This window comes from Maritimibacter sp. DP1N21-5 (genome assembly GCF_019218295.1).
Classification (GTDB): domain Bacteria; phylum Pseudomonadota; class Alphaproteobacteria; order Rhodobacterales; family Rhodobacteraceae; genus Maritimibacter.
Window position 1 is genome coordinate 1,406,620 of sequence record NZ_JAHUZF010000006.1, and the last position, 17,958, is coordinate 1,424,577.

Annotated in this window: 16 protein-coding genes; 4 read left to right on the top strand and 12 right to left on the bottom strand. The window is 65.3% G+C overall.

Translation table 11 applies throughout. The annotated features are described in order from the left end of the window. The first annotated feature begins 59 nt into the window (after window positions 1-59). Window positions 60-1,352: a capsule biosynthesis protein gene (locus KJP29_RS14600; protein ID WP_218464263.1), complete on the top strand. Its 1,293-nt coding sequence runs from the start codon at window positions 60-62 to the stop codon at window positions 1,350-1,352. Window positions 1,353-1,355: 3 nt separating this feature from the next. Here the strand turns inward: KJP29_RS14600 and KJP29_RS14605 are convergent, their stop codons facing one another. Next, window positions 1,356-2,522, bottom strand: a complete 1,167-nt coding sequence (locus tag KJP29_RS14605) for an aminodeoxychorismate synthase component I (RefSeq protein ID WP_218464264.1) — start codon at window positions 2,520-2,522, stop codon at window positions 1,356-1,358. Between the two features lie 3 nt (window positions 2,523-2,525). Further along, the gene (locus KJP29_RS14610) at window positions 2,526-2,819 is read right to left on the bottom strand and encodes a Dabb family protein (RefSeq protein ID WP_218464265.1); all 294 of its coding nucleotides are present in this window, start codon (window positions 2,817-2,819) and stop codon (window positions 2,526-2,528) included. Window positions 2,820-3,053: 234 nt separating this feature from the next. Here KJP29_RS14610 and KJP29_RS14615 point away from each other — a divergent pair, with 234 nt between their 5' ends. Next, window positions 3,054-4,208 carry a polysaccharide biosynthesis/export family protein gene (locus tag KJP29_RS14615; protein ID WP_218464266.1) on the top strand — a complete coding sequence of 385 codons (1,155 nt, stop codon included), beginning with the start codon at window positions 3,054-3,056 and terminating at the stop codon, window positions 4,206-4,208. After that, window positions 4,209-6,242: a capsular polysaccharide biosynthesis protein gene (locus tag KJP29_RS14620; protein ID WP_370630878.1), complete on the top strand. Its 2,034-nt coding sequence runs from the start codon at window positions 4,209-4,211 to the stop codon at window positions 6,240-6,242. 59 nt (window positions 6,243-6,301) lie between these two features. Here the strand turns inward: KJP29_RS14620 and ribD are convergent, their stop codons facing one another. From ribD to KJP29_RS14640, 4 genes are all read right to left on the bottom strand, one after another. Further along, window positions 6,302-7,390 carry a bifunctional diaminohydroxyphosphoribosylaminopyrimidine deaminase/5-amino-6-(5-phosphoribosylamino)uracil reductase RibD gene (gene ribD / locus KJP29_RS14625; protein WP_218464267.1) on the bottom strand — a complete coding sequence of 363 codons (1,089 nt, stop codon included), beginning with the start codon at window positions 7,388-7,390 and terminating at the stop codon, window positions 6,302-6,304. Next, complete coding sequence (gene nrdR / locus KJP29_RS14630; protein ID WP_218464268.1) at window positions 7,390-7,860, bottom strand: transcriptional regulator NrdR; 471 nt, start codon at window positions 7,858-7,860, stop codon at window positions 7,390-7,392. The genes ribD and nrdR overlap by 1 nt, the downstream gene beginning before the upstream one ends. 150 nt (window positions 7,861-8,010) lie before the next feature. Next, complete coding sequence (locus KJP29_RS14635) at window positions 8,011-8,427, bottom strand: secondary thiamine-phosphate synthase enzyme YjbQ (RefSeq protein WP_218464269.1); 417 nt, start codon at window positions 8,425-8,427, stop codon at window positions 8,011-8,013. Further along, window positions 8,424-8,813, bottom strand: coding sequence for a helix-turn-helix domain-containing protein (locus KJP29_RS14640; protein WP_218464270.1), 390 nt, complete (start codon window positions 8,811-8,813; stop codon window positions 8,424-8,426). Before KJP29_RS14640 ends, KJP29_RS14635 begins: the two co-directional genes overlap by 4 nt. A gap of 124 nt (window positions 8,814-8,937) precedes the next feature. Here KJP29_RS14640 and KJP29_RS14645 point away from each other — a divergent pair, with 124 nt between their 5' ends. After that, entirely contained in the window at window positions 8,938-9,792 is an 855-nt protein-coding gene (locus KJP29_RS14645) for an SDR family oxidoreductase (protein WP_218464271.1), read from the top strand. 48 nt (window positions 9,793-9,840) lie between these two features. Here KJP29_RS14645 and KJP29_RS14650 read toward each other — a convergent pair whose 3' ends face one another. From KJP29_RS14650 to KJP29_RS14675, 6 genes are all read right to left on the bottom strand, one after another. Then, a complete protein-coding gene (locus KJP29_RS14650; RefSeq protein ID WP_218464272.1) occupies window positions 9,841-10,095 on the bottom strand; it encodes a hypothetical protein in 255 nt (84 codons plus the stop codon). A 169-nt stretch (window positions 10,096-10,264) separates the two neighbouring features. After that, entirely contained in the window at window positions 10,265-12,268 is a 2,004-nt protein-coding gene (rpoD, locus tag KJP29_RS14655; protein ID WP_218464273.1) for an RNA polymerase sigma factor RpoD, read from the bottom strand. Window positions 12,269-12,493: 225 nt separating this feature from the next. Next, on the bottom strand, window positions 12,494-14,476 hold the full coding sequence (gene dnaG / locus KJP29_RS14660; protein WP_218464274.1) for a DNA primase: 1,983 nt from the start codon (window positions 14,474-14,476) through the stop codon (window positions 12,494-12,496). Between the two features lie 75 nt (window positions 14,477-14,551). Continuing rightward, window positions 14,552-15,139 carry a TetR/AcrR family transcriptional regulator gene (locus KJP29_RS14665; RefSeq protein WP_218464275.1) on the bottom strand — a complete coding sequence of 196 codons (588 nt, stop codon included), beginning with the start codon at window positions 15,137-15,139 and terminating at the stop codon, window positions 14,552-14,554. A gap of 60 nt (window positions 15,140-15,199) precedes the next feature. Beyond that, entirely contained in the window at window positions 15,200-16,099 is a 900-nt protein-coding gene (folD, locus tag KJP29_RS14670) for a bifunctional methylenetetrahydrofolate dehydrogenase/methenyltetrahydrofolate cyclohydrolase FolD (RefSeq protein WP_218464276.1), read from the bottom strand. A gap of 149 nt (window positions 16,100-16,248) precedes the next feature. Continuing rightward, complete coding sequence (locus KJP29_RS14675; protein WP_218464277.1) at window positions 16,249-17,925, bottom strand: formate--tetrahydrofolate ligase; 1,677 nt, start codon at window positions 17,923-17,925, stop codon at window positions 16,249-16,251. Window positions 17,926-17,958: the final 33 nt, after the last annotated feature.

Consider the following 17,958-nt stretch of genomic DNA (forward strand, 5'->3'; position numbering starts at 1 on the left):
AAGCGCTTCCGGCACGGGTATTGCGCGACAGGGCTGCAAGGGATGGATAGAGTTTGGCCATGATGGCGATCGACGGGACAGACCGGGTTTTCCTTTTTCTGCAAGGTCCGCATGGGCCCTATTACCGAAGCCTCGCCCGCATGCTACGTGCGTCGGGTGCTGCGGTCTGGCGCGTGGGGTTCAACAAAGGGGACGAGGTGTTCTGGGGTCACCGCGCCAGCTTCCTGCCCTTCGCGGGCCCTCAATCCGACTGGCCGGCGCGCATCCGGGAGATCCTTGCCGACAAGGCAGTGACCGACCTCGTCCTTTACGGCGATACCCGCTTCATCCATGCCGAAGCGGTCCGCGCCGCAGAGGCGGCGGGGATCACAGTCCATGTCTTCGAAGAAGGCTACCTCAGGCCCTATTGGGTCAGCTACGAACGTGGCGGTGCCAACGGACATTCCCGCCTGATGGAGATGGATGTCGACGCGATGCAGCGCGTGCTCGCGAATGCCGAACTCGACATTCCCGAACCGCCCGCCCATTGGGGCGACATGCGCCACCACATCTTCTATGGCGCGCTCTATCACTGGTTCGTCATGTTCGCGAACCGGCGCTATGCCGGGTTCCGGCCCCATCGCGACCTCTCGGTGACCAAGGAATTTGCGCTTTATATTAAGCGCCTGCTGCTCATGCCCTATCAGGCGCTTGAACGTATGCTGGCCACCATGAGGGTCAAGAACGCGGGCTATCCCTATCACCTCGCGCTCCTGCAACTCGCCCATGATTCAAGTTTCGTGCAGCATTCACCCTTCACCTCGATCACCGAGTTTCTCGACCTCGTCATCGGCGGTTTCGCAGAAGGCGCGCCGCGCCATCATCACCTCGTCTTCAAGGCCCATCCCCTCGAGGACGGGCGCGAGAACCAGCGTCGGCAAATCCGCCGGATCGCCCGGGACAAGGGTGTCGCGGACCGGGTGCATTATATCCGGGGCGGCAAGCTCGCCCGGCTCCTTGACCATGCCCGCTCTGCCGTCACGGTAAACTCGACCGCCGCGCAACAGGTGCTCTGGCGGGGCCTGCCGCTCAAGGTCTTTGGACGCGCGGTCTATGCCAAGCCAGAGTTCGTTTCGACCCAGACCCTGCCGGAGTTCTTCGCCCAGCCGGCCCGCCCCGACAGCCGTGCCTACCGGGATTACCGGCATTACCTGCTGGAAACCTCGCAGATCCCCGGCGGCTTCTATTCCGCACGCGGCCGGAGGCAGCTTCTGCGCCAGATCGTCGACATGATGCTCGCCGCAGACGACCCCTATGACGCGCTGGAAAAGGGCACGGCGGCGCCGCGCCAGCAGCTCCGCGTGATCAAGTAGAGGTCAGCCTGCGCGGCGCTGGTCGTGCGGCGGCCGGACAATGGCACCCTCCAGCCGCGCGAAATCGGCCTTGAGAAGCGCTTCGGTATATTCATCCGGCCCGGTCGAATCATAGACGACACCACCCCCTACATTCAGGCCGATGGTGCCGTCGGGATGCACTGTCAGCGTGCGGATCGCGACATTGAAACACATGTCGCCACCGGGCGCGATCCAGCCGATCGCACCGCAATAGGCCCCGCGCGGCCCCGCCTCCAGATCGTCGATGATCTCCATCGCCCGGATCTTGGGCGCGCCGGTGACGGACCCACAGGGATGGAGCGCGCCGAAGAGCTCGGAAATCGTCGTTCCGGGGCGCAACTGCGACGTGACGCGCGAGGTCATCTGATGGAGCGTCGCGTAGCTTTCGATCCGGAACAGCTCTGGCACACGGACGGTTCCGGGGATCGACACCCGGCTCATGTCATTGCGCAGAAGGTCCACGATCATCAGGTTCTCGGCCTGGTTCTTCTCGGACTCGGCAAGCTCCTTGCGACGCGACGCATCGTCACCCGGCGTCGCACCCCGGGCGGCGGTGCCCTTCATGGGCCGGGTCGTGAGCAAGTTGTCCTTCACCTCGAAGAACAGCTCGGGCGAGCGCGACAGGATCGTGGGTTCCTCGCCCGGCGCGAGATCGACCATGGCACCATGCGGCACGACCTGCCGGGCGGCGAGCGCGGCATAGAGCCCCTCCGCGCTGCCGATCAGCCGCGCACGCATCGAGAAGGTGAGGTTCGCCTGATAGATGTCCCCGGCGGCGATATACCCATGCACGCGGTCGAAAGCCGCCTGATAGTCTTCTTGCGACCAAAGCGCCTCGGGTGGCGTCATCGACCCGAACGGGATCGGATCATCGCAGGCAGGCAGCGGTGCACCAAACACGCCGAAGTCGATCAGCGGCACCTGCCGTGCCTCGGGCATCCGCCCGGCCAGCTTCAGGTCGAGCGCATAGCCCAATTCGTAAGAGGTCATCCCGGCGAGCCAATGGCCCGCAGCCTGCGCCCCCTCCAGCGCTGCGAAGGCGGCAGGAACCTCGTCTGGCGTCCTCGCGGTGATCCGCGCCACGGGCGCCTCGAACCGGCAGGGCGCCCCGGACGGGCCCCTGTCGAAATGGACGAAAGCCGCCGTCATGGATCAGAAATCCGCAGCGATCCGAAGCTCGCGCAGGGGCCGCACGAGGTCGATGCAATCCTGATAGATCGGATGCGCCTTGTAGGCGGCATGAGCCTCGGCATCCTCGAACTCGGCATAGACGACCACGTCGACCTCGCTCGACAAGCCGTCGACGCGCCGGTTCTCGACCACCTCGAACACGCGGGCCTCAGGGATTTGCGACAGCATCGAGAGCCCGTCACGGATACGGCTCACATCGGCCGGATCCTTGGCGGAGAAAAAGACGACGTGGCGAATGAAGGAGCGGTCGGACATGGCTGTTCCCTTTGCCTGCGTGTTCCTCCCGAAGCGGGTTGTGGGCAAAGTCGGCCCCTTTCGCAACGGGAAATCGCGGCCCGTATAACGCCCTCGACTCTTGCCCGCGAGTCCTGAAAGCCACACCCGGCGCCTGAACGCCCACACCCTCTTGCAAGGCTTTCTTTTTGCGGGCGAAACCGCTAGATTCACAAAAAAAGAACTGAGGCAGAACTCCAAAAAGGAGCCCGGGCAGTGAAAAATCAGGGCAATTCATGGGTCCGCATTGCGGCCCTATTCGTGCTTGTGGGCGCGTTGGCGGGCTGTAACGTCCTGCCGCGAGGCGGTCCGAACAAGCAGGAAATCTACTCCGGGTCGGTGCAAAGACAGGGCGATGCCTTCGTCGTGGCGGTGAACGACCGTGTGACCCGCGCGACGGCGGTGGTGCCCTCTCTGGGCTTCTCGGACAGCTTCCTCAACGCGGGGCTCGCCGGGTCGGACACGATCAGCCCCGGCGACGTGCTGGGCGTGGCGATCTGGGAAAACGTGGACCAGGGCATCCTCGCTTCGGCCGGCGCACCCGCCGCCCTTCAGGAAGTGCAGGTCGATGGTGCCGGGTTCATCTTCATCCCTTACGCGGGCCGGATCAAGGCCGCCGGCAACACGCCGGACGCGGTGCGCCGGATCATCACGGAAAACCTCGCCACCCAGACACCGGACCCGCAGGTCATGGTGAACCGCGTCGCGGGTGACGGCTCGACCGTCTCGATCACCGGGGCGGTCAGCGCACAGGGCGTCTATGCCATCGAACGGCCCACCCGCACGCTGGGCGCCATGCTGGCGCGCGCCGGCGGCGTGGCCGTGAACCCCGAGATCGCCGTCGTGCGCATCATTCGGGGCGGCGCCACCGGCAAGGTCTGGTATCAGGACCTCTTCGAGGACCCGCGTCTCGACATCCCGCTGCGCAACGGCGACCGGATCTTGGTCGAGGCCGACACCCGCGCCTTCACCGCGCTCGGGGCCACCGGCACCCAGACCCGCGTGAATTTCCAGACCCAGAACCTCTCGGCGCTCGAAGCCATCGCGCAGGTCGGCGGGCTCAATCCGACGCTGGCCGACCCGACGGGGATCTTCATCTTCCGCAACGAGCCGGCAGAGATCGCCAACTCGGTTCTCGCCCGCGACGACCTCATCGGCGAGCAGCGCATGATCTATGTGCTGAACCTGACCGAGCCCAACGGCATGTTCATGGCCCGCGACTTCGTGATCCGCGACGGCGATACGGTCTATGTCACCGAGGCCCCCTTCGTGCAGTGGTCCAAGGTCATCTCGGCCCTTACCGGCACGCTCGGCGCGGCAGAAAGCCTTGCCTCGGCGGCGGCCACGACGGGCGTCCTCGGAACGCCGTAAGTGCGCAGGGACAACGACACGAAAGCCGCCGGGAGCGCCACCTCCCGGCGGCTTTTCTATTACTCAGGCGGGTTCCTGCGTGAAAAACGCCTGCGCCGGATGCTGACGCTCGCGGGCTGGGAGCTGTCCCTGGGCCTACCTGGTCCCGACGATCACGTGGCGGTCTGGGGCGCCTCCCCCACGTCCCAGCGCGGTCTTGCCATCGCAGAGAAACGCGGCGCCAGGCTTCTCAGGATCGAGGACGCCTTCCTTCGCTCGGTCCGCACGGGTCGAGACGGAGAAGCGCCGCTCGGGCTCCTTCTCGACCGCTCCGGTGTGCATTTCGACCCGAAAGTGCCGTCGGACCTTGAGCGTATGCTCGCGTCCGCGCCCCTCGACGATCATGCGCTTCTGAGCGCGGCGCGCGACGGGATCGACCGGATCCGCGCGGCCCATGTCTCGAAATACAACGCCTTCGACCCGAGGGCCGACCTACCCAAAGCGCCCTACGTGCTGGTCATAGACCAGACGCGAGGCGACGCCGCGGTGCTGGCCTCCGGCGCGACGCCCGCGCTTTTTACCGAGATGCTGATCATGGCGCAGGAGGAAAACCCCGGCCTGCCGGTCATCATCAAGACCCACCCCGAGACCGAAGCCGGGCACCGGCCGGGCTACTACGGCCCAGAACACGCCGTGGGCAAGGTCCGCCTTTGCACCAACGCCCTCAGCCCCTGGGCGCTCATGGAGGGGGCGGTCGCGGTCTATACCGTCTCCTCGGGCATGGGGTTCGAAGCGATCATGGCGGGACACAAGCCGCGGGTCTTCGGCCAGCCCTTCTATGCGGGCTGGGGCTTGACCAAGGACGAAAACCCGGTCCCGCGCCGCGAACGCAAGCTCACCCGGGCGCAGCTCTTCGCCGCCGCGATGATCGAATACCCGATCTGGTATGACCCCTACCGCGACCGGCTCTGCGACCTCGACACGGTGATCTCAACGCTGGAAGCCCGCGCTCGTGCCGCCCGCGAAGACGCCCAAGGCTATGTCGCCTCGAACATGCGGCTGTGGAAACGCAGGCCCGTGTCGCAGTTTTTCGCCACCGATCGCGGCGTGGTCTTTGCCGAGGGCGAAAATGCCGCCAGGCGCGCTGAAGCCGAAGGGCGCCGTCATCTGACTTGGGGTGTCGCGCAGCACCTCGCTACCCCGGTGGTCCAGGTGGAAGACGGGTTCATCCGCTCGCGGGGCCTTGGGGCCGAGCTTGTGCCGCCCCTGTCCCTCGCGCTCGACGATATTGGCATCTACTACGATCCCACACGACCCTCGCGCCTCGAAGCCCTGATCGAGCAGAGCGTCAGGCTGCCCGACGGCTGCCGCTACCGGGCCGAGCGGCTCGTGGCGCGGCTGATCCGGGCGGGCATCACGAAATACAACCTCGACCGGGCCGAGGTCGCACTTCCCCACGGGCCGATTCTGCTGGCTCCGGGACAGGTCGAGGATGACGCCTCGATCCGGCTCGGCACCGCCGGCATTTCGCGCAACATCGACCTTCTCAAGGCCGCCCGGACGGCGAACCCGACCGCGACGATCGTCTACAAGCCGCATCCCGACGTGGAGGCGGGCCTCCGGGAGGGGCGGATCGCGCCGGAAGCGACGTCGGGACTGGCGGATCTCGTTGCCCGACAGGCCGACATGGCGCAGCTTCTCGACCGCGCCGACGCGGTCTGGACCATGACCTCTCTCGCCGGGTTCGAGGCGCTCCTGCGCGGCAAGTCCGTGACCTGCCTCGGCGCGCCCTTCTACGCAGGTTGGGGCCTCACCCGCGATCTCGGCAAGGTCCCCGACCGCCGCAAGGCGCGCCCGGACCTGCTGTCCCTCGCCCATGCGGTCCTGATCGACTACCCGCGCTATTTCGATCCCGTCACGGGCACCCCCTGCCCGCCGGAAGTCGTGCTCGACCGGATCGAGGCGGGCGAAACCGGATCCGGCAAGCCCGGCCTGCGCGTGCTGTCGAAGCTCCAGGGACTTATGGCCAGCCGCGGCCCTCTCTGGCGCCGGTAGCTCACCGCTTCACAAGTACTTTCGGGGGGGGGCAGACAGCCCCTCCAGTCCCCAGATCCTCACATGCGCCGCCAACGGTGCATCACGTCCGCGCCCAACACCCGAGTCTCGACAAGGGACAGCCGCGGCGCGTCGGCCAGAGCATCGACCCCCATCGCGGCGAGCGAGGGACGCCCCTCGGCCCCCAGCGCGATCCCGGCGGTGAAGCCCACGAATTCGTCCACCAGCCCTGCCCCCAGAAGCGAGGCGCCAAGCGCACCGCCGCCTTCGCAAAACACCCGCGTCAGCCCCGCCGCACCAAGGGCGGCAAGCGCGGCGCCAGCGTCCAGTTGCCCGCCGACCACCGGCACCGGGAAAAGCCGCGCGCCCGTCTCCTGCCACTTGGCGATCCGCACCGCCTCGGCCCGGTCACCATGGACGAGCCAGAGCGGCACGTCCCGCGCCGTTCGCGCAAGCGTGCCGTCGAGTTGCAGGTCAAGGTGACGAGACAGGATCACCCGGACGGGCTGCCGACGCGCGCCCATGTCGCGCACGGTCAGACTCGGGTCATCGGCCCGCGCGGTGCCGGCCCCGACCATCACCGCGTCATGCGTCATGCGAAGCGCATGGACCATGCGCCGCGCCTCGGGGCCCGTGATCCACTGGCTCTCCCCGGTCGCCGTGGCGATGCGCCCGTCTAGGGACGAGGCGAGCTTGAGTGTCACCATCGGCCGGCTGCGCGTGACGCGCGACAGGAACCCGACCTGATCCGCCCGGGCCTCGGCCTCGCCGATCCCCGTTTCGACCTCGATCCCCGCATCACGGAGCATGGCGATCCCGCGCCCGTTCACCCGTGGATCGGGGTCCCCTAGCGCCACGACGACGCGCGCCACACCGGCCGCGACCAGCGCCCCGGCGCAGGGCGGGGTTTGGCCATGGTGGGAACAGGGCTCCAGCGTGACATAGGCGGTCGAACCGCGCGCCGCCTCGCCCGCCTGCGCCAGAGCCACGACCTCGGCATGGGGCCGGCCGCCTGGCTGCGTCCAGCCGCGCCCGACGATCTGCCCGCCCACCACGATCACGCAGCCCACCGCCGGGTTCGGCCAGACAGAGCCAAGGCCCCGCCGCGCGAGCGACAGGGCCAGAGACATGAAACGCTCGTCGGACATCACGCCTCTTCGGGCGGGAGGTCCGGGCGCAGCTCGCTCATGAATTTCTCGAAATCGTCGGCGGCCTGGAAGTTCTTGTAAACGCTCGCGAAACGGACGTAGGCCACAGTGTCGATCCGGGCGAGGCTTTCCATCACGATCTCGCCGATGGTCTTGGAGGGAATATCCGTCTCGCCCATGCTCTCAAGACGGCGCACGATGCCCGAGATCATCTGGTCGATGCGTTCTGGCTCGACAGGCCGCTTCTGCATGGAAATCCGGATCGAGCGTTCGAGCTTGTCGCGGTCGAAATCCTCGCGGCGTCCGTTCGACTTGATGACGACGAGATCGCGCAGCTGCACCCGCTCATAGGTCGTGAAGCGACCACCGCAGGCCGGGCAGAACCGGCGCCGCCGGATGGCAACATGGTCCTCCGCAGGGCGACTGTCTTTCACCTGCGTGTCGATATTTCCGCAAAACGGGCAGCGCATGAGCGTCCCTTCCTTCTAGCCTGTCCACCTCTGATCGTGGGTCTTTGCCCACTTATCCACAGGCACTATAGGTCGGGGTGCAGGTTTGGGGTAGCGGAAATGCGCCCATACCAGATCATGAGGGTCCGATATGTTGCGCTTTTGATGCGCCTATCCGATATGCGCGGCCACCTTTCGATGGTGCGGCCTGTCCCGATGCTCGAAGACGAAGAGCCCCTGCCAGGTTCCAAGCGCCAGTCGCCCCCCGATGATCGGGATCTGCACACTGACCGGCAGCAGCGCCGCCTTGATATGGGCGGGCATGTCGTCCGGTCCTTCGTAGGTGTGGGTGAGATAGGACATGGCCGGGTCCGTGGTCGGCGGCACCAGCCGCGCGAAATAGTGGCGAATGTCCACCTGCACCTCGGGATCGGCATTCTCCATCACGAGGAGCGATGCCGATGTGTGGCGGATGAAGAGCGTGAGGAGCCCCTCCGACACGCCCGCACCCTCGACCCAGCGCACAATATCGCGCGTGAACTCATAGGTCCCCTGCCCGCGCGTCTCGATCTCGAAGGTCCGGTTCATGCGGCGTCATAGACCATTTGCGCGTCCCGGATCGGATCCATGTGTTGTTCGGCCCAATCGACCAGCCCAAGGAGCGGCCCCATGAGCGAGCGCCCCATCCCGGTCAGTGCATATTCCACGCTCGGGGGTTTGGTGTCGAAAACCTCCCGCGTCACGATCCCGTTGCGCTCCAGATCGCGCAGGGTCTGGGTCAGCATCCGTTTGGAGATATCCGGGAGCGCCCGCCCCAAGGCATTGAAGCGCATGGGTTTTGCCTGAAGTTCCAGCAGAACGAGCAAGGTCCACTTCGCGGCGACATGGTCAAGAACCATGCGCACAGGGCAGTTTTCCGGAACGAACCCCATTGCCTCCCAAAGCTCGCGTCTGTTTTCGGTCACGTCGCGCATGCGGTTCCCTTTTTGTTACCTGGGCAGGAAAATCTGCCTCCTTTCGTCATCGGCAGAAAGTCTCATATTGAGACCTATACCCGATTCGAGACTGAAACTCGACGAAAAACGAAAGGAATGGATCATGTCGAAACACCTCGTCACAGGCGCCTCCGGTCAGCTTGGCGCCCACGTCCTCGCCGCCCTCGAGGGCACGCTTCCCCGAAGCGAGACTGCCGTGCTCGTGCGGAAGGAAGACGATCGCGCGCGCCTCGCCGCCGAAGGATATGACGTGCGCGTCGCGGACTATACCGACGTCGCCGCGCTGACTGAGGCGTTCGCAGGGATCGAACGCCTGCTCCTCATCTCGTCCTCCGAGGTGGGTCAGCGCCTGCCGCAGCACCAGAATGTCATCGACGCGGCCAAGGCGGCCGGCGTCGGCTTCATCGCGTACACCTCGATCCTCGCAGCCGACCGCTCGCCGCTGGCCCTCGCCGAGGAACACCGTGCGACCGAAGAAGCGCTCGCGGCCTCCGGCATTGCGCACACGCTCCTTCGGAACGGATGGTATTCCGAGAACATCACCATGACCGCGGGCCAGGATATCGAGCTTGGCCAGCATTTCGGCGCCGCGGGCGACGGACGTTTCGCCACGGCGGCCCGGGCGGACTACGCGGCGGCGGCGGCCAAGGTGCTGACCGGCAGCGGCCACGAGGGCAGGACCTACGAGCTTGGCGGCGACAACGCCTATTCACTCGCGGACTATGCGGGGGCGCTCTCGGATGTCGCGGGTAAGCCCGTAACCTACACCGACTTGCCCCGTGCCGCTTTTGAAGAGGCGTTGACGGGCGCAGGCCTCCCTGCCCCGCTTGCAGGTGTCCTGGCGGACAGTGACGACCACGCGAAGGCCGGATGGCTCGACACGACGTCGCGCGACCTGTCGGAGCTTATCGGGCGTCCGACGACGCCGATCGCCGAGACGATACGCGCCTCGCTCTGACGGCGAGAGGCCCGGCCGTTGCGCCGGGCCATCTTGCGCGTCCGGGGCTTATTCCGCGGCGATGGATCCGGGCATCGGGGTCACGACGAAACCGGTCTTCTCGAGCCGTTTCAGCGTGCGGCGGGCATCGCGCAGCTTGAGGTTCTTGACCTCGTTCCACGCCGCCTTGCGCGACTCGACGTCGGCTTCGGGATTGGCGCGGCGCCAGTCGGCCAGCCAGCCGTGGTAGCCGATGACCTTGGCCGCCTTCTTGCGCGCCATTTCTTCCGGGGTCGGCGCGGGTTTTTCGGTGTTCTGTGCCATAACTCGTTTCCTCAATGACACGCGCCTCTTTCCGGGCGCTGGATGCGGGTGTGTCTCCGCATGGTTAATTTACCGCGCCCTGTGATGCGTCCCTAGCGACAAGTGAACGGCCAAGAAAAAAGGCGCCCGAAGGCGCCTTTTCGTGCATTTTTCGCCACAGCAGGCGTGCTTACTGATCGAGGAACGAGCGTAGTTTGCGCGACCGCGAAGGGTGCTTGAGCTTGCGCAGCGCCTTGGCCTCGATCTGGCGGATGCGTTCGCGGGTCACCGAGAACTGTTGGCCCACCTCTTCGAGCGTGTGGTCGGTGTTCATCCCGATACCGAAGCGCATGCGCAGCACCCGTTCCTCGCGCGGGGTGAGCGAGGCGAGCACCCGCGTCGTCGTTTCCTTCAGGTTCTCCTGAATGGCCGAGTCGAGCGGCAGAACGGCGTTCTTGTCCTCGATGAAATCGCCAAGCTGGCTGTCCTCCTCGTCACCGATGGGCGTTTCGAGGCTGATCGGCTCCTTGGCAATCTTCATCACCTTGCGAACCTTTTCGAGCGGCATTTGCAGCTTTTCGGCCAGTTCCTCGGGCGTCGGCTCGCGGCCGATTTCGTGAAGCATCTGGCGACCCGTGCGCACCAGCTTGTTGATCGTCTCGATCATATGGACCGGGATACGGATCGTGCGGGCCTGGTCAGCAATCGAACGCGTGATCGCCTGACGGATCCACCACGTCGCATAGGTCGAGAACTTGTAGCCCCGACGATACTCGAACTTGTCCACGGCCTTCATGAGGCCGATGTTGCCTTCCTGAATGAGATCAAGGAATTGCAGGCCACGGTTCGTGTATTTCTTGGCGATGGAAATCACGAGGCGAAGGTTCGCTTCGACCATTTCCTTCTTGGCCTGACGGGCTTCTTTTTCGCCTTTCTGGACCTGCGCCACGATGCGGCGGAACTCGCTGATATCGACGCCCACGTATTGGCCGACCTGCGCCATGTCGTTGCGCAATTCGATCACCTTGTCGGACGAGCGTTCGACAAAAGCCTGCCAGCCCCGGCCCGGTTTCTCCGTGATCCGTTCGAGCCAGGTAGGATCAAGCTCCTGCCCGCGATAGGCTTCGACGAACTCATGGCGGTTGATCCGCGCCTGATCGGCGAGCTTCACCATGGCGCTGTCGATGGACATGATGCGCTTGTTGATGCCGTAAAGCTGGTCGACCAGCGCTTCGATCCGGTTGTTGTGCAGGTGCAGCTCGTTCACCAGCGCGACGATCTGACCGCGCACCTTCTGATAGGTCGCCTCCTCGCCTTCCGAGAAGCTGTCGTCTTCGTTCAGCGTGGCCGACATGCGCTGGTCCTGCATGTCGGAAAGCTCTTCGTAGTGCCCGGCGATCTGTTCCAGCGTTTCAAGGACACGCGGTTTCAGCGCTGCTTCCATCGCGGCGAGCGACATGTTGGCCTGATCGTCGTCCTCGTCATCGTCGTCGTCACGGGCGATGGGGTTGCCGTCGGCATCAAGTTCCGGCTCGTCCGAGGATTTCTTGGCCGATCCTTCGCCCTCGCCACCGGAGAGGCCGCTGACCACGTCCTCGTCCTCTTCCTCGCCCATCTGGCGCCCGAAGGTGGCGTCGAGGTCGATCACGTCACGCAGAAGAATGTCTTCGTTCAGGAGTTCGTCGCGCCAGATCGTGATGGCCTGAAAGGTCAGCGGGCTTTCGCAAAGCCCGGCGATCATCGTGTTGCGCCCGGCTTCGATCCGCTTCGCGATGGCGATCTCGCCCTCGCGCGACAGAAGTTCCACCGACCCCATTTCGCGCAGATACATGCGCACCGGGTCGTCGGTGCGGTCGAGTTTCTCGGTGTCCGAGGAGGACAGTGCGACGTCGCGGTTGCCGCCCTTGGCGACAAGCTCGGTCGAGCCCTTCTGGTCGGCGTCGTCGTCCTCGGCCTCTTCGTCCTCGATGATGTTGATGCCCATCTCGGACAGCATCGACATCACGTCTTCGATCTGTTCGGACGAGACCTGATCGGGCGGCAGGACCTGGTTGAGCTGGTCATAGGTGATGTAGCCACGCTCGCGCGCTTCGGCGATCATCTTCTTGACCGCTGCCTGCGACATGTCCCCCATCGGGGCGCTGTCGTCCTGGTCGTTGTCCTTCTGGTCGTCGTCGGTATCTTTCGCAGCCATGCGGCATTTCCCTTTTCGCGGGCCGTCGGGTGTCCCCGCCCTTCGGCCCATGTGGTCCCCGGAAGCCAGCGGCGCCACGGGCGAATCAGTTCACGACTGATTCGTTTTCCGAATCATTCCCTGCCCGGAGTGATTCTCCAACCCGTCTAACCCTGATTCCTTTGCAATTGCTCTAATTGTGATGCCGAAAACCGGCACTTCGGACCCAGCCCTGCCGGCATCCTGTCACGACGAGCCTTTCCCCGGCTCACCGTCGATGAGTTTCAACAGCGCGTCGAGCGCGGCCCTCTCTTCCCTGGCGAGCAGGACGCCATTGTCCGCCCGGTCGTAGAGCCCTTTGTCCTCGCCCTTGCCACGCCGTGCCTCGTCGAGCGCACGGGTCGCCTCGGACAGCCGCCAGGTCAGCCCTTCGTCCACGAGCGCGTCGAAGTCGGCGGTCGCTTCGGCGATTTCGCGGCGCGCGCCACGGGCGGCATCGAGCTTGGCCAGTTCTTCGGCCAGGCACATCGCGGCCAGTTCCCCATCCTCGGCACGCCGAATGGGCGGGGCGATCGTTACATGGTTCAGGGCAAAGAGCTTTTCAAGACTTTGCGGCCCACATTGCGACGAGATCTCCGCGCGCAGTTCCTCGCTGTCGTCACCGTGGTAAGACAGGATCACGTTCTGAAGCGCGACGTGTTCAGGCGTCGCCATGTGGATGCGTTCGAAGGCGGTTTCGAAGGTCTCGATCAAGCGCGGATGCACGATGAGCGTGGCGAGGATCACCGCCTCGCGGAGCACCTCGTCCACATGGCCGGACGCGGCGGCGAGCAGCGATCCCTTGGTATGTGCGGTCGGGGGAAGGATCGGCTGGAACCCCTTGCCGAAACCACGCTTCGGACCCGGTTGCCACGGCGTCTTCGCCCCGCCCGCTTGGTTCCGACGCGGATTGAAGAGCTGCCACTTGAGGTCCTTCAGTGCCTGTTCGTAATGGTGTCTGAGGTTCTGGTCCGCGATCTTGGCAATCGCGCCGCCGAGCGCCGCATCCAGCGCCGAACGCCGCTCGGGGCTGTCGAAGACCTTGCCCTCTGTCTCGCGCTGCCACAGAAGCTGGACCAGCGGCAGGGCGCCCTCCAGAACCTTCTCCATGGCGCCCGCCCCCTGCGCCTTGATCAGGTCGTCGGGGTCGAGCCCTTCTGGCAAGATGGCGAAACGCACCGACTGGCCGGCGGACAGCATGGGCAAGGCAAGGTCGATGACCCGCATCGCCGCGCGAAGCCCCGCCGCGTCACCGTCGAGCGCGATGACCGGCTCGGGCGTCATGCGCCACAGGAGCTGCAACTGGGTTTCGGTGATGGCGGTGCCCAGCGGCGCGACGGTGGCACGGAACCCGGCTTCGGACAGGGCGATGACGTCCATATACCCCTCGGCCACGACGAGCGGCTGGCCCTTCCCCGCCGCCTCCCGCGCGGGCCCGTGGTTGAACAGCGACCGGCCCTTGTCGAAAAGCTCGGTCTCGGGACTGTTCAAGTATTTCGCCTTATCGGCCGGGTCCATCGCCCGTCCGCCAAATGCGATAGCTCGCCCCCTCGCATCACGAATAGGGAACATGATCCGATTGCGGAAAACGTCGTAGGGCGACTTTCCCTTGGAAGAGGCTTTGGCCAGCCCGGCGCCTAGTATGAGATCGTCAGAGAACCCCTTAGCTTTAAGGTGGTCCAAAAGGCCTTGCCAGGCGTCCGGCGCGAAACCGATGTGCCAACGCTCGCGCGCGTCCTCCTTGAGCCCCCGGCGTTCCAGGTATTCCCGCGCCCCTGCCCCCGAGTTCGTCTTGAGTTGCAGGCGGTAGTATTGCACCGCCGTTTCCAGCACTTCGGCCAGCTGCGTGCGCCGGTCGGCCTTCTCCTGCGCCTGGGGGTCCCGGGCGGGCATCTGCATCCCCGCCTCGCGGGCGAGGATTTCGACCGCCTCCATGAAGCCCACGTTCTCGGTCTCCTTCACGAAACCGATGGCGTCGCCCTTCGCGTGACAGCCGAAGCAGTAATAGAACCCCTTCTGGTCATCCACATGAAAAGACGCGCTTTTTTCCTGATGGAAGGGACAGGGCGCCCACATGTCGCCCTTGGCCTGATTGGATTTGCGCTGATCCCACATGACCTTGCGCCCCACCACTTGGGCGAGCGACAGGCGGTTTCTCAATTCGTCCAGGAATCCGGGAGGCAGCGACATTGCGACACTATAGGACCAGGTCGCGGGAGGCTCAATTGACGTCGGTTGCGCGAGCCAAGAAAGGCACGTCCCGGCTCAGGCCGCGACGGACTTTCGCAACATGTCCCAATAGATCGTCTCGACCTGATCACGCCCCAGACGCCCGCCCTCGCGGTACCAGGTCGTGACCCCATTCAGCATGGAAATCGCGGCCTTGGCGGCAAGTCGCGTGTCGGGCACTGCGAATTCGCCGCGCGCGGCACCTGCGTCCAGAATGTCGACGAGCGCCCCTTCATAACGATTGCGCAACTCCTCGATCTCCCGAAAGTTCTCGGGCTCCAGATTGCGCAGTTCCATGTAGGCGATGAAGATGTTGTCGGGTCGGGCAAGGTGATGGCGGATGTGAAACCGCGCGAAATCCTCGAGCCGCTCGGGCGGGGTCCCGCCCCGATCCGTCTGCGCCCATGCCGCGAGCAGATCCTCCATATGCTCACGCATGAGGTCGGCCAGAAGGCTCTGCTTGTCGCGTGTGTAAAGGTAAAGCGCGCCCGCCTGCACGCCGACCTCGCCCGCGATCTGGCGCATCGAGACGGCCGCATAGCCATGGCGCGCGAAGAGCTTCAACGCTGCTTCGCGCACCTTCGGTCCGGTGATCCCGGCGTGAGAGCCCTGTTTTCGCGCCATGGACCCACGTTAACTGAACGCGCGTTCAGATCAAGCGCGGGCCGTCCGTGACGCTGCGCCTTACGCGGTGAGCCCTTCGGGCTCAGCGAGCCCGTTCACGCGGCAAGTGGCGGTCAGCGTATTCGCAAGGAGGCAGGCGATCGTCATCGGGCCCACGCCACCCGGCACCGGCGTGATGGCGCCCGCGACCTCGGCGGCTGAGGCATAGTCCACATCCCCGACGAGACGCCCTTTGCCGCCCTCTTCCGTGGGCTCGAGGCGGTTGATGCCGACGTCGATCACCACCGCGCCGGGCTTCAGCCAGTCGCCCTTGACCATCTCGGCCCGACCCACGGCGGCAACGACGATGTCGGCGCGGCGCACGACATCCTCGATGTCCTTCGTGCGGCTGTGCGCAACCGTCACAGTGCAGCTATCGCGCAGAAGAAGCTGCGCCATCGGTTTGCCCACGATGTTGGACCGCCCGATCACCACCGCGTCCTTGCCAGACAGCGACCCGAAATGGTCACGCAGCAGCATGAGGCACCCCAGCGGCGTGCAAGGGACCATGGCCTTCTGTCCCGTCGCCAGCCGACCGACGTTCGAGATATGGAACCCGTCCACGTCCTTCTCCGGGGCGATCGAATTGATCACGAGGTCTTCGTTCAGGTGCTTTGGCAAGGGCAGTTGCACAAGGATCCCGTTCACCGCCGGATCAGTGTTGAGCTTGTCGATCAGCGCCAGCAAGTCCGCCTCGCTCGTCCCGACGTCGAGCTTGTGTTCGAAGCTCTGCATGCCGACCTCGACCGTCTGCTTGCCCTTCGAGCGGACATAGACCTGCGAGGCCGGGTCTTCGCCCACCAGCACCACGGCCAGACCGGGCACGATACCGTGCTTGTCCTTCAACTCGGACACCTTCGCGGCCACCTTGCCGCGCACCTCGGCCGCAAAGGCCTTGCCGTCAATCACGCTCGCGCTCATCTGTCGTCATCTCCACCTGTTCGCGTCCCCCGTCCTGCCGGGCGACATCTGCTTTCGTCCTGACCGCCGCACCTGTGGGCGCGGACCGGTCCCTCTCGTTCATCTCTTCCCCAGATACCCCTCGCCGGAGACCCCGGCGGACCGGGCTCCTAGAACAACCCTTCCACATTACCCTCCGGCCCGAGCCCGATGGTCAGCGCCGAAGGTTTCGACGGAAGGCCCGGCATCGTCATGATCTCGCCGCAGATCGCGACGACGAAGCCCGCACCTGCCGACAGGCGCACCTCGCGGATGGGCACGGAATGCCCGTCAGGTGCCCCGCGCAGCGCGGGGTCGGTCGAGAAACTGTATTGCGTCTTCGCCATGCAGACCGGCAGGCTTCCATAGCCATCCGCCTCCCAGGCCCGAAGCTGGTCGCGGACCTTCTTGTCGGCAATGACCTCGCCCGCGCGATAGATCCGCTTCGCGATGGTCTCGATCTTTTCCATCAGCGGCATGTCGTCGGGATAGAGCGGGCTGAACTGCGAAGCGCCCGCCTCCGCGATCTCGGCCACGCGGGTGGCGAGCGCTTCGGTCCCTTCGGACCCCTTGGCCCAATGGGTGCAGAGGATCGCCTCGGTGCCATGTCCGGCGACATAGTCGCGCACGGCCTCGATTTCGGCCTCGGTGTCGCTGGTGAAATGGTTCACTGCAACGACCACGGGCACTCCGAAGGTCTTGAGGTTCTCGATATGTCGGCCAAGGTTCGGGCAGCCTGCCTTCACGGCGTCCACGTCCTCGCGTCCCAGGTCCTCTTTCCGGACCCCGCCGTTCATCTTCATCGCCCGCACCGTGGCGACGAGGACGACCGCCGCGGGTGCGAGCCCGCCCTTGCGGCACTTGATGTCCATGAATTTCTCGGCACCAAGGTCGGCGCCGAAACCCGCCTCGGTCACCACGTAATCCGCGAGTTTGAGCGCGGTCTGTGTCGCGACGAGGCTGTTGCAGCCATGGGCGATGTTCGCGAAGGGCCCGCCGTGAACGAAGGCCGGCGTATGTTCGAGCGTCTGGACAAGGTTCGGCTGAAGGGCATCGCGCAGGAGGACGCACATAGCCCCGGCGGCCCCGATGTCGCGGCAGGTGATCGGCGCACGTTCCCGCGTATAGGCCACGACGATGTCGCCAAGCCGCTGCTCGAGATCGTCGAGGTCGCGCGACAGACAGAGGATCGCCATGACCTCGGACGCCACGGTGATGTCGAAGCCGGTTTGGCGTGCATAGCCGTTGGGCACGCCCCCCAGACCCACCACGATGTCACGCAGCGCCCGATCGTTCATGTCCATGACCCGCCGCCACGTGATCCGGCGTTCGTCGATCCCCAGCGCATTGCCCCAGTAGATGTGGTTGTCGATCATCGCCGACAGAAGGTTGTGCGCGCTGGTGATCGCGTGGAAATCGCCGGTGAAGTGAAGGTTCATGTCCTCCATCGGCACCACCTGGGCAAAGCCGCCCCCCGCCGCACCGCCCTTCATCCCGAAACAGGGACCGAGCGAGGCCTCTCGGATGCAGATGGCGACCTTCTTGCCGATCCGGGCGAGCCCGTCGCCAAGACCCACGGTGGTCGTCGTCTTCCCCTCACCTGCGGGCGTGGGGTTGATCGCCGTCACGAGCACGAGCTTTCCGTCGGGCCGGTCACCGAGCCCAGCGATGAAGTCGCGCGACACCTTGGCCTTATCATTGCCGTAAGGAATGAGGTCCTGCGCGCCGATCTCCAGCTTCGCGCCGATCTCGGTGATCGGGCGCTTGTGGGCCGCGCGCGCGATCTCGATGTCGCTCTTCATCGTCATTCATCCGTCCTCCCCGTTGTCGTCCTACGGCGG

Bases quoted from the DNA above. Each gene is read 5' to 3' on its own strand.
- KJP29_RS14600 (WP_218464263.1), top strand. From the start codon at position 60: ATGATGGCGATCGACGGGACAGACCGGGTTTTCCTTTTTCTGCAAGGT.
- KJP29_RS14605 (WP_218464264.1), bottom strand. From the start codon at position 2,522: ATGACGGCGGCTTTCGTCCATTTCGACAGGGGCCCGTCCGGGGCGCCC.
- KJP29_RS14610 (WP_218464265.1), bottom strand. From the start codon at position 2,819: ATGTCCGACCGCTCCTTCATTCGCCACGTCGTCTTTTTCTCCGCCAAG.
- ribD (WP_218464267.1), bottom strand. From the start codon at position 7,390: ATGTCCGACGAGCGTTTCATGTCTCTGGCCCTGTCGCTCGCGCGGCGG.
- nrdR (WP_218464268.1), bottom strand. From the start codon at position 7,860: ATGCGCTGCCCGTTTTGCGGAAATATCGACACGCAGGTGAAAGACAGT.
- KJP29_RS14635 (WP_218464269.1), bottom strand. From the start codon at position 8,427: ATGAACCGGACCTTCGAGATCGAGACGCGCGGGCAGGGGACCTATGAG.
- KJP29_RS14640 (WP_218464270.1), bottom strand. From the start codon at position 8,813: ATGCGCGACGTGACCGAAAACAGACGCGAGCTTTGGGAGGCAATGGGG.
- KJP29_RS14645 (WP_218464271.1), top strand. From the start codon at position 8,938: ATGTCGAAACACCTCGTCACAGGCGCCTCCGGTCAGCTTGGCGCCCAC.
- KJP29_RS14650 (WP_218464272.1), bottom strand. From the start codon at position 10,095: ATGGCACAGAACACCGAAAAACCCGCGCCGACCCCGGAAGAAATGGCG.
- rpoD (WP_218464273.1), bottom strand. From the start codon at position 12,268: ATGGCTGCGAAAGATACCGACGACGACCAGAAGGACAACGACCAGGAC.
- dnaG (WP_218464274.1), bottom strand. From the start codon at position 14,476: ATGTCGCTGCCTCCCGGATTCCTGGACGAATTGAGAAACCGCCTGTCG.
- KJP29_RS14665 (WP_218464275.1), bottom strand. From the start codon at position 15,139: ATGGCGCGAAAACAGGGCTCTCACGCCGGGATCACCGGACCGAAGGTG.
- folD (WP_218464276.1), bottom strand. From the start codon at position 16,099: ATGAGCGCGAGCGTGATTGACGGCAAGGCCTTTGCGGCCGAGGTGCGC.
- KJP29_RS14675 (WP_218464277.1), bottom strand. From the start codon at position 17,925: ATGACGATGAAGAGCGACATCGAGATCGCGCGCGCGGCCCACAAGCGC.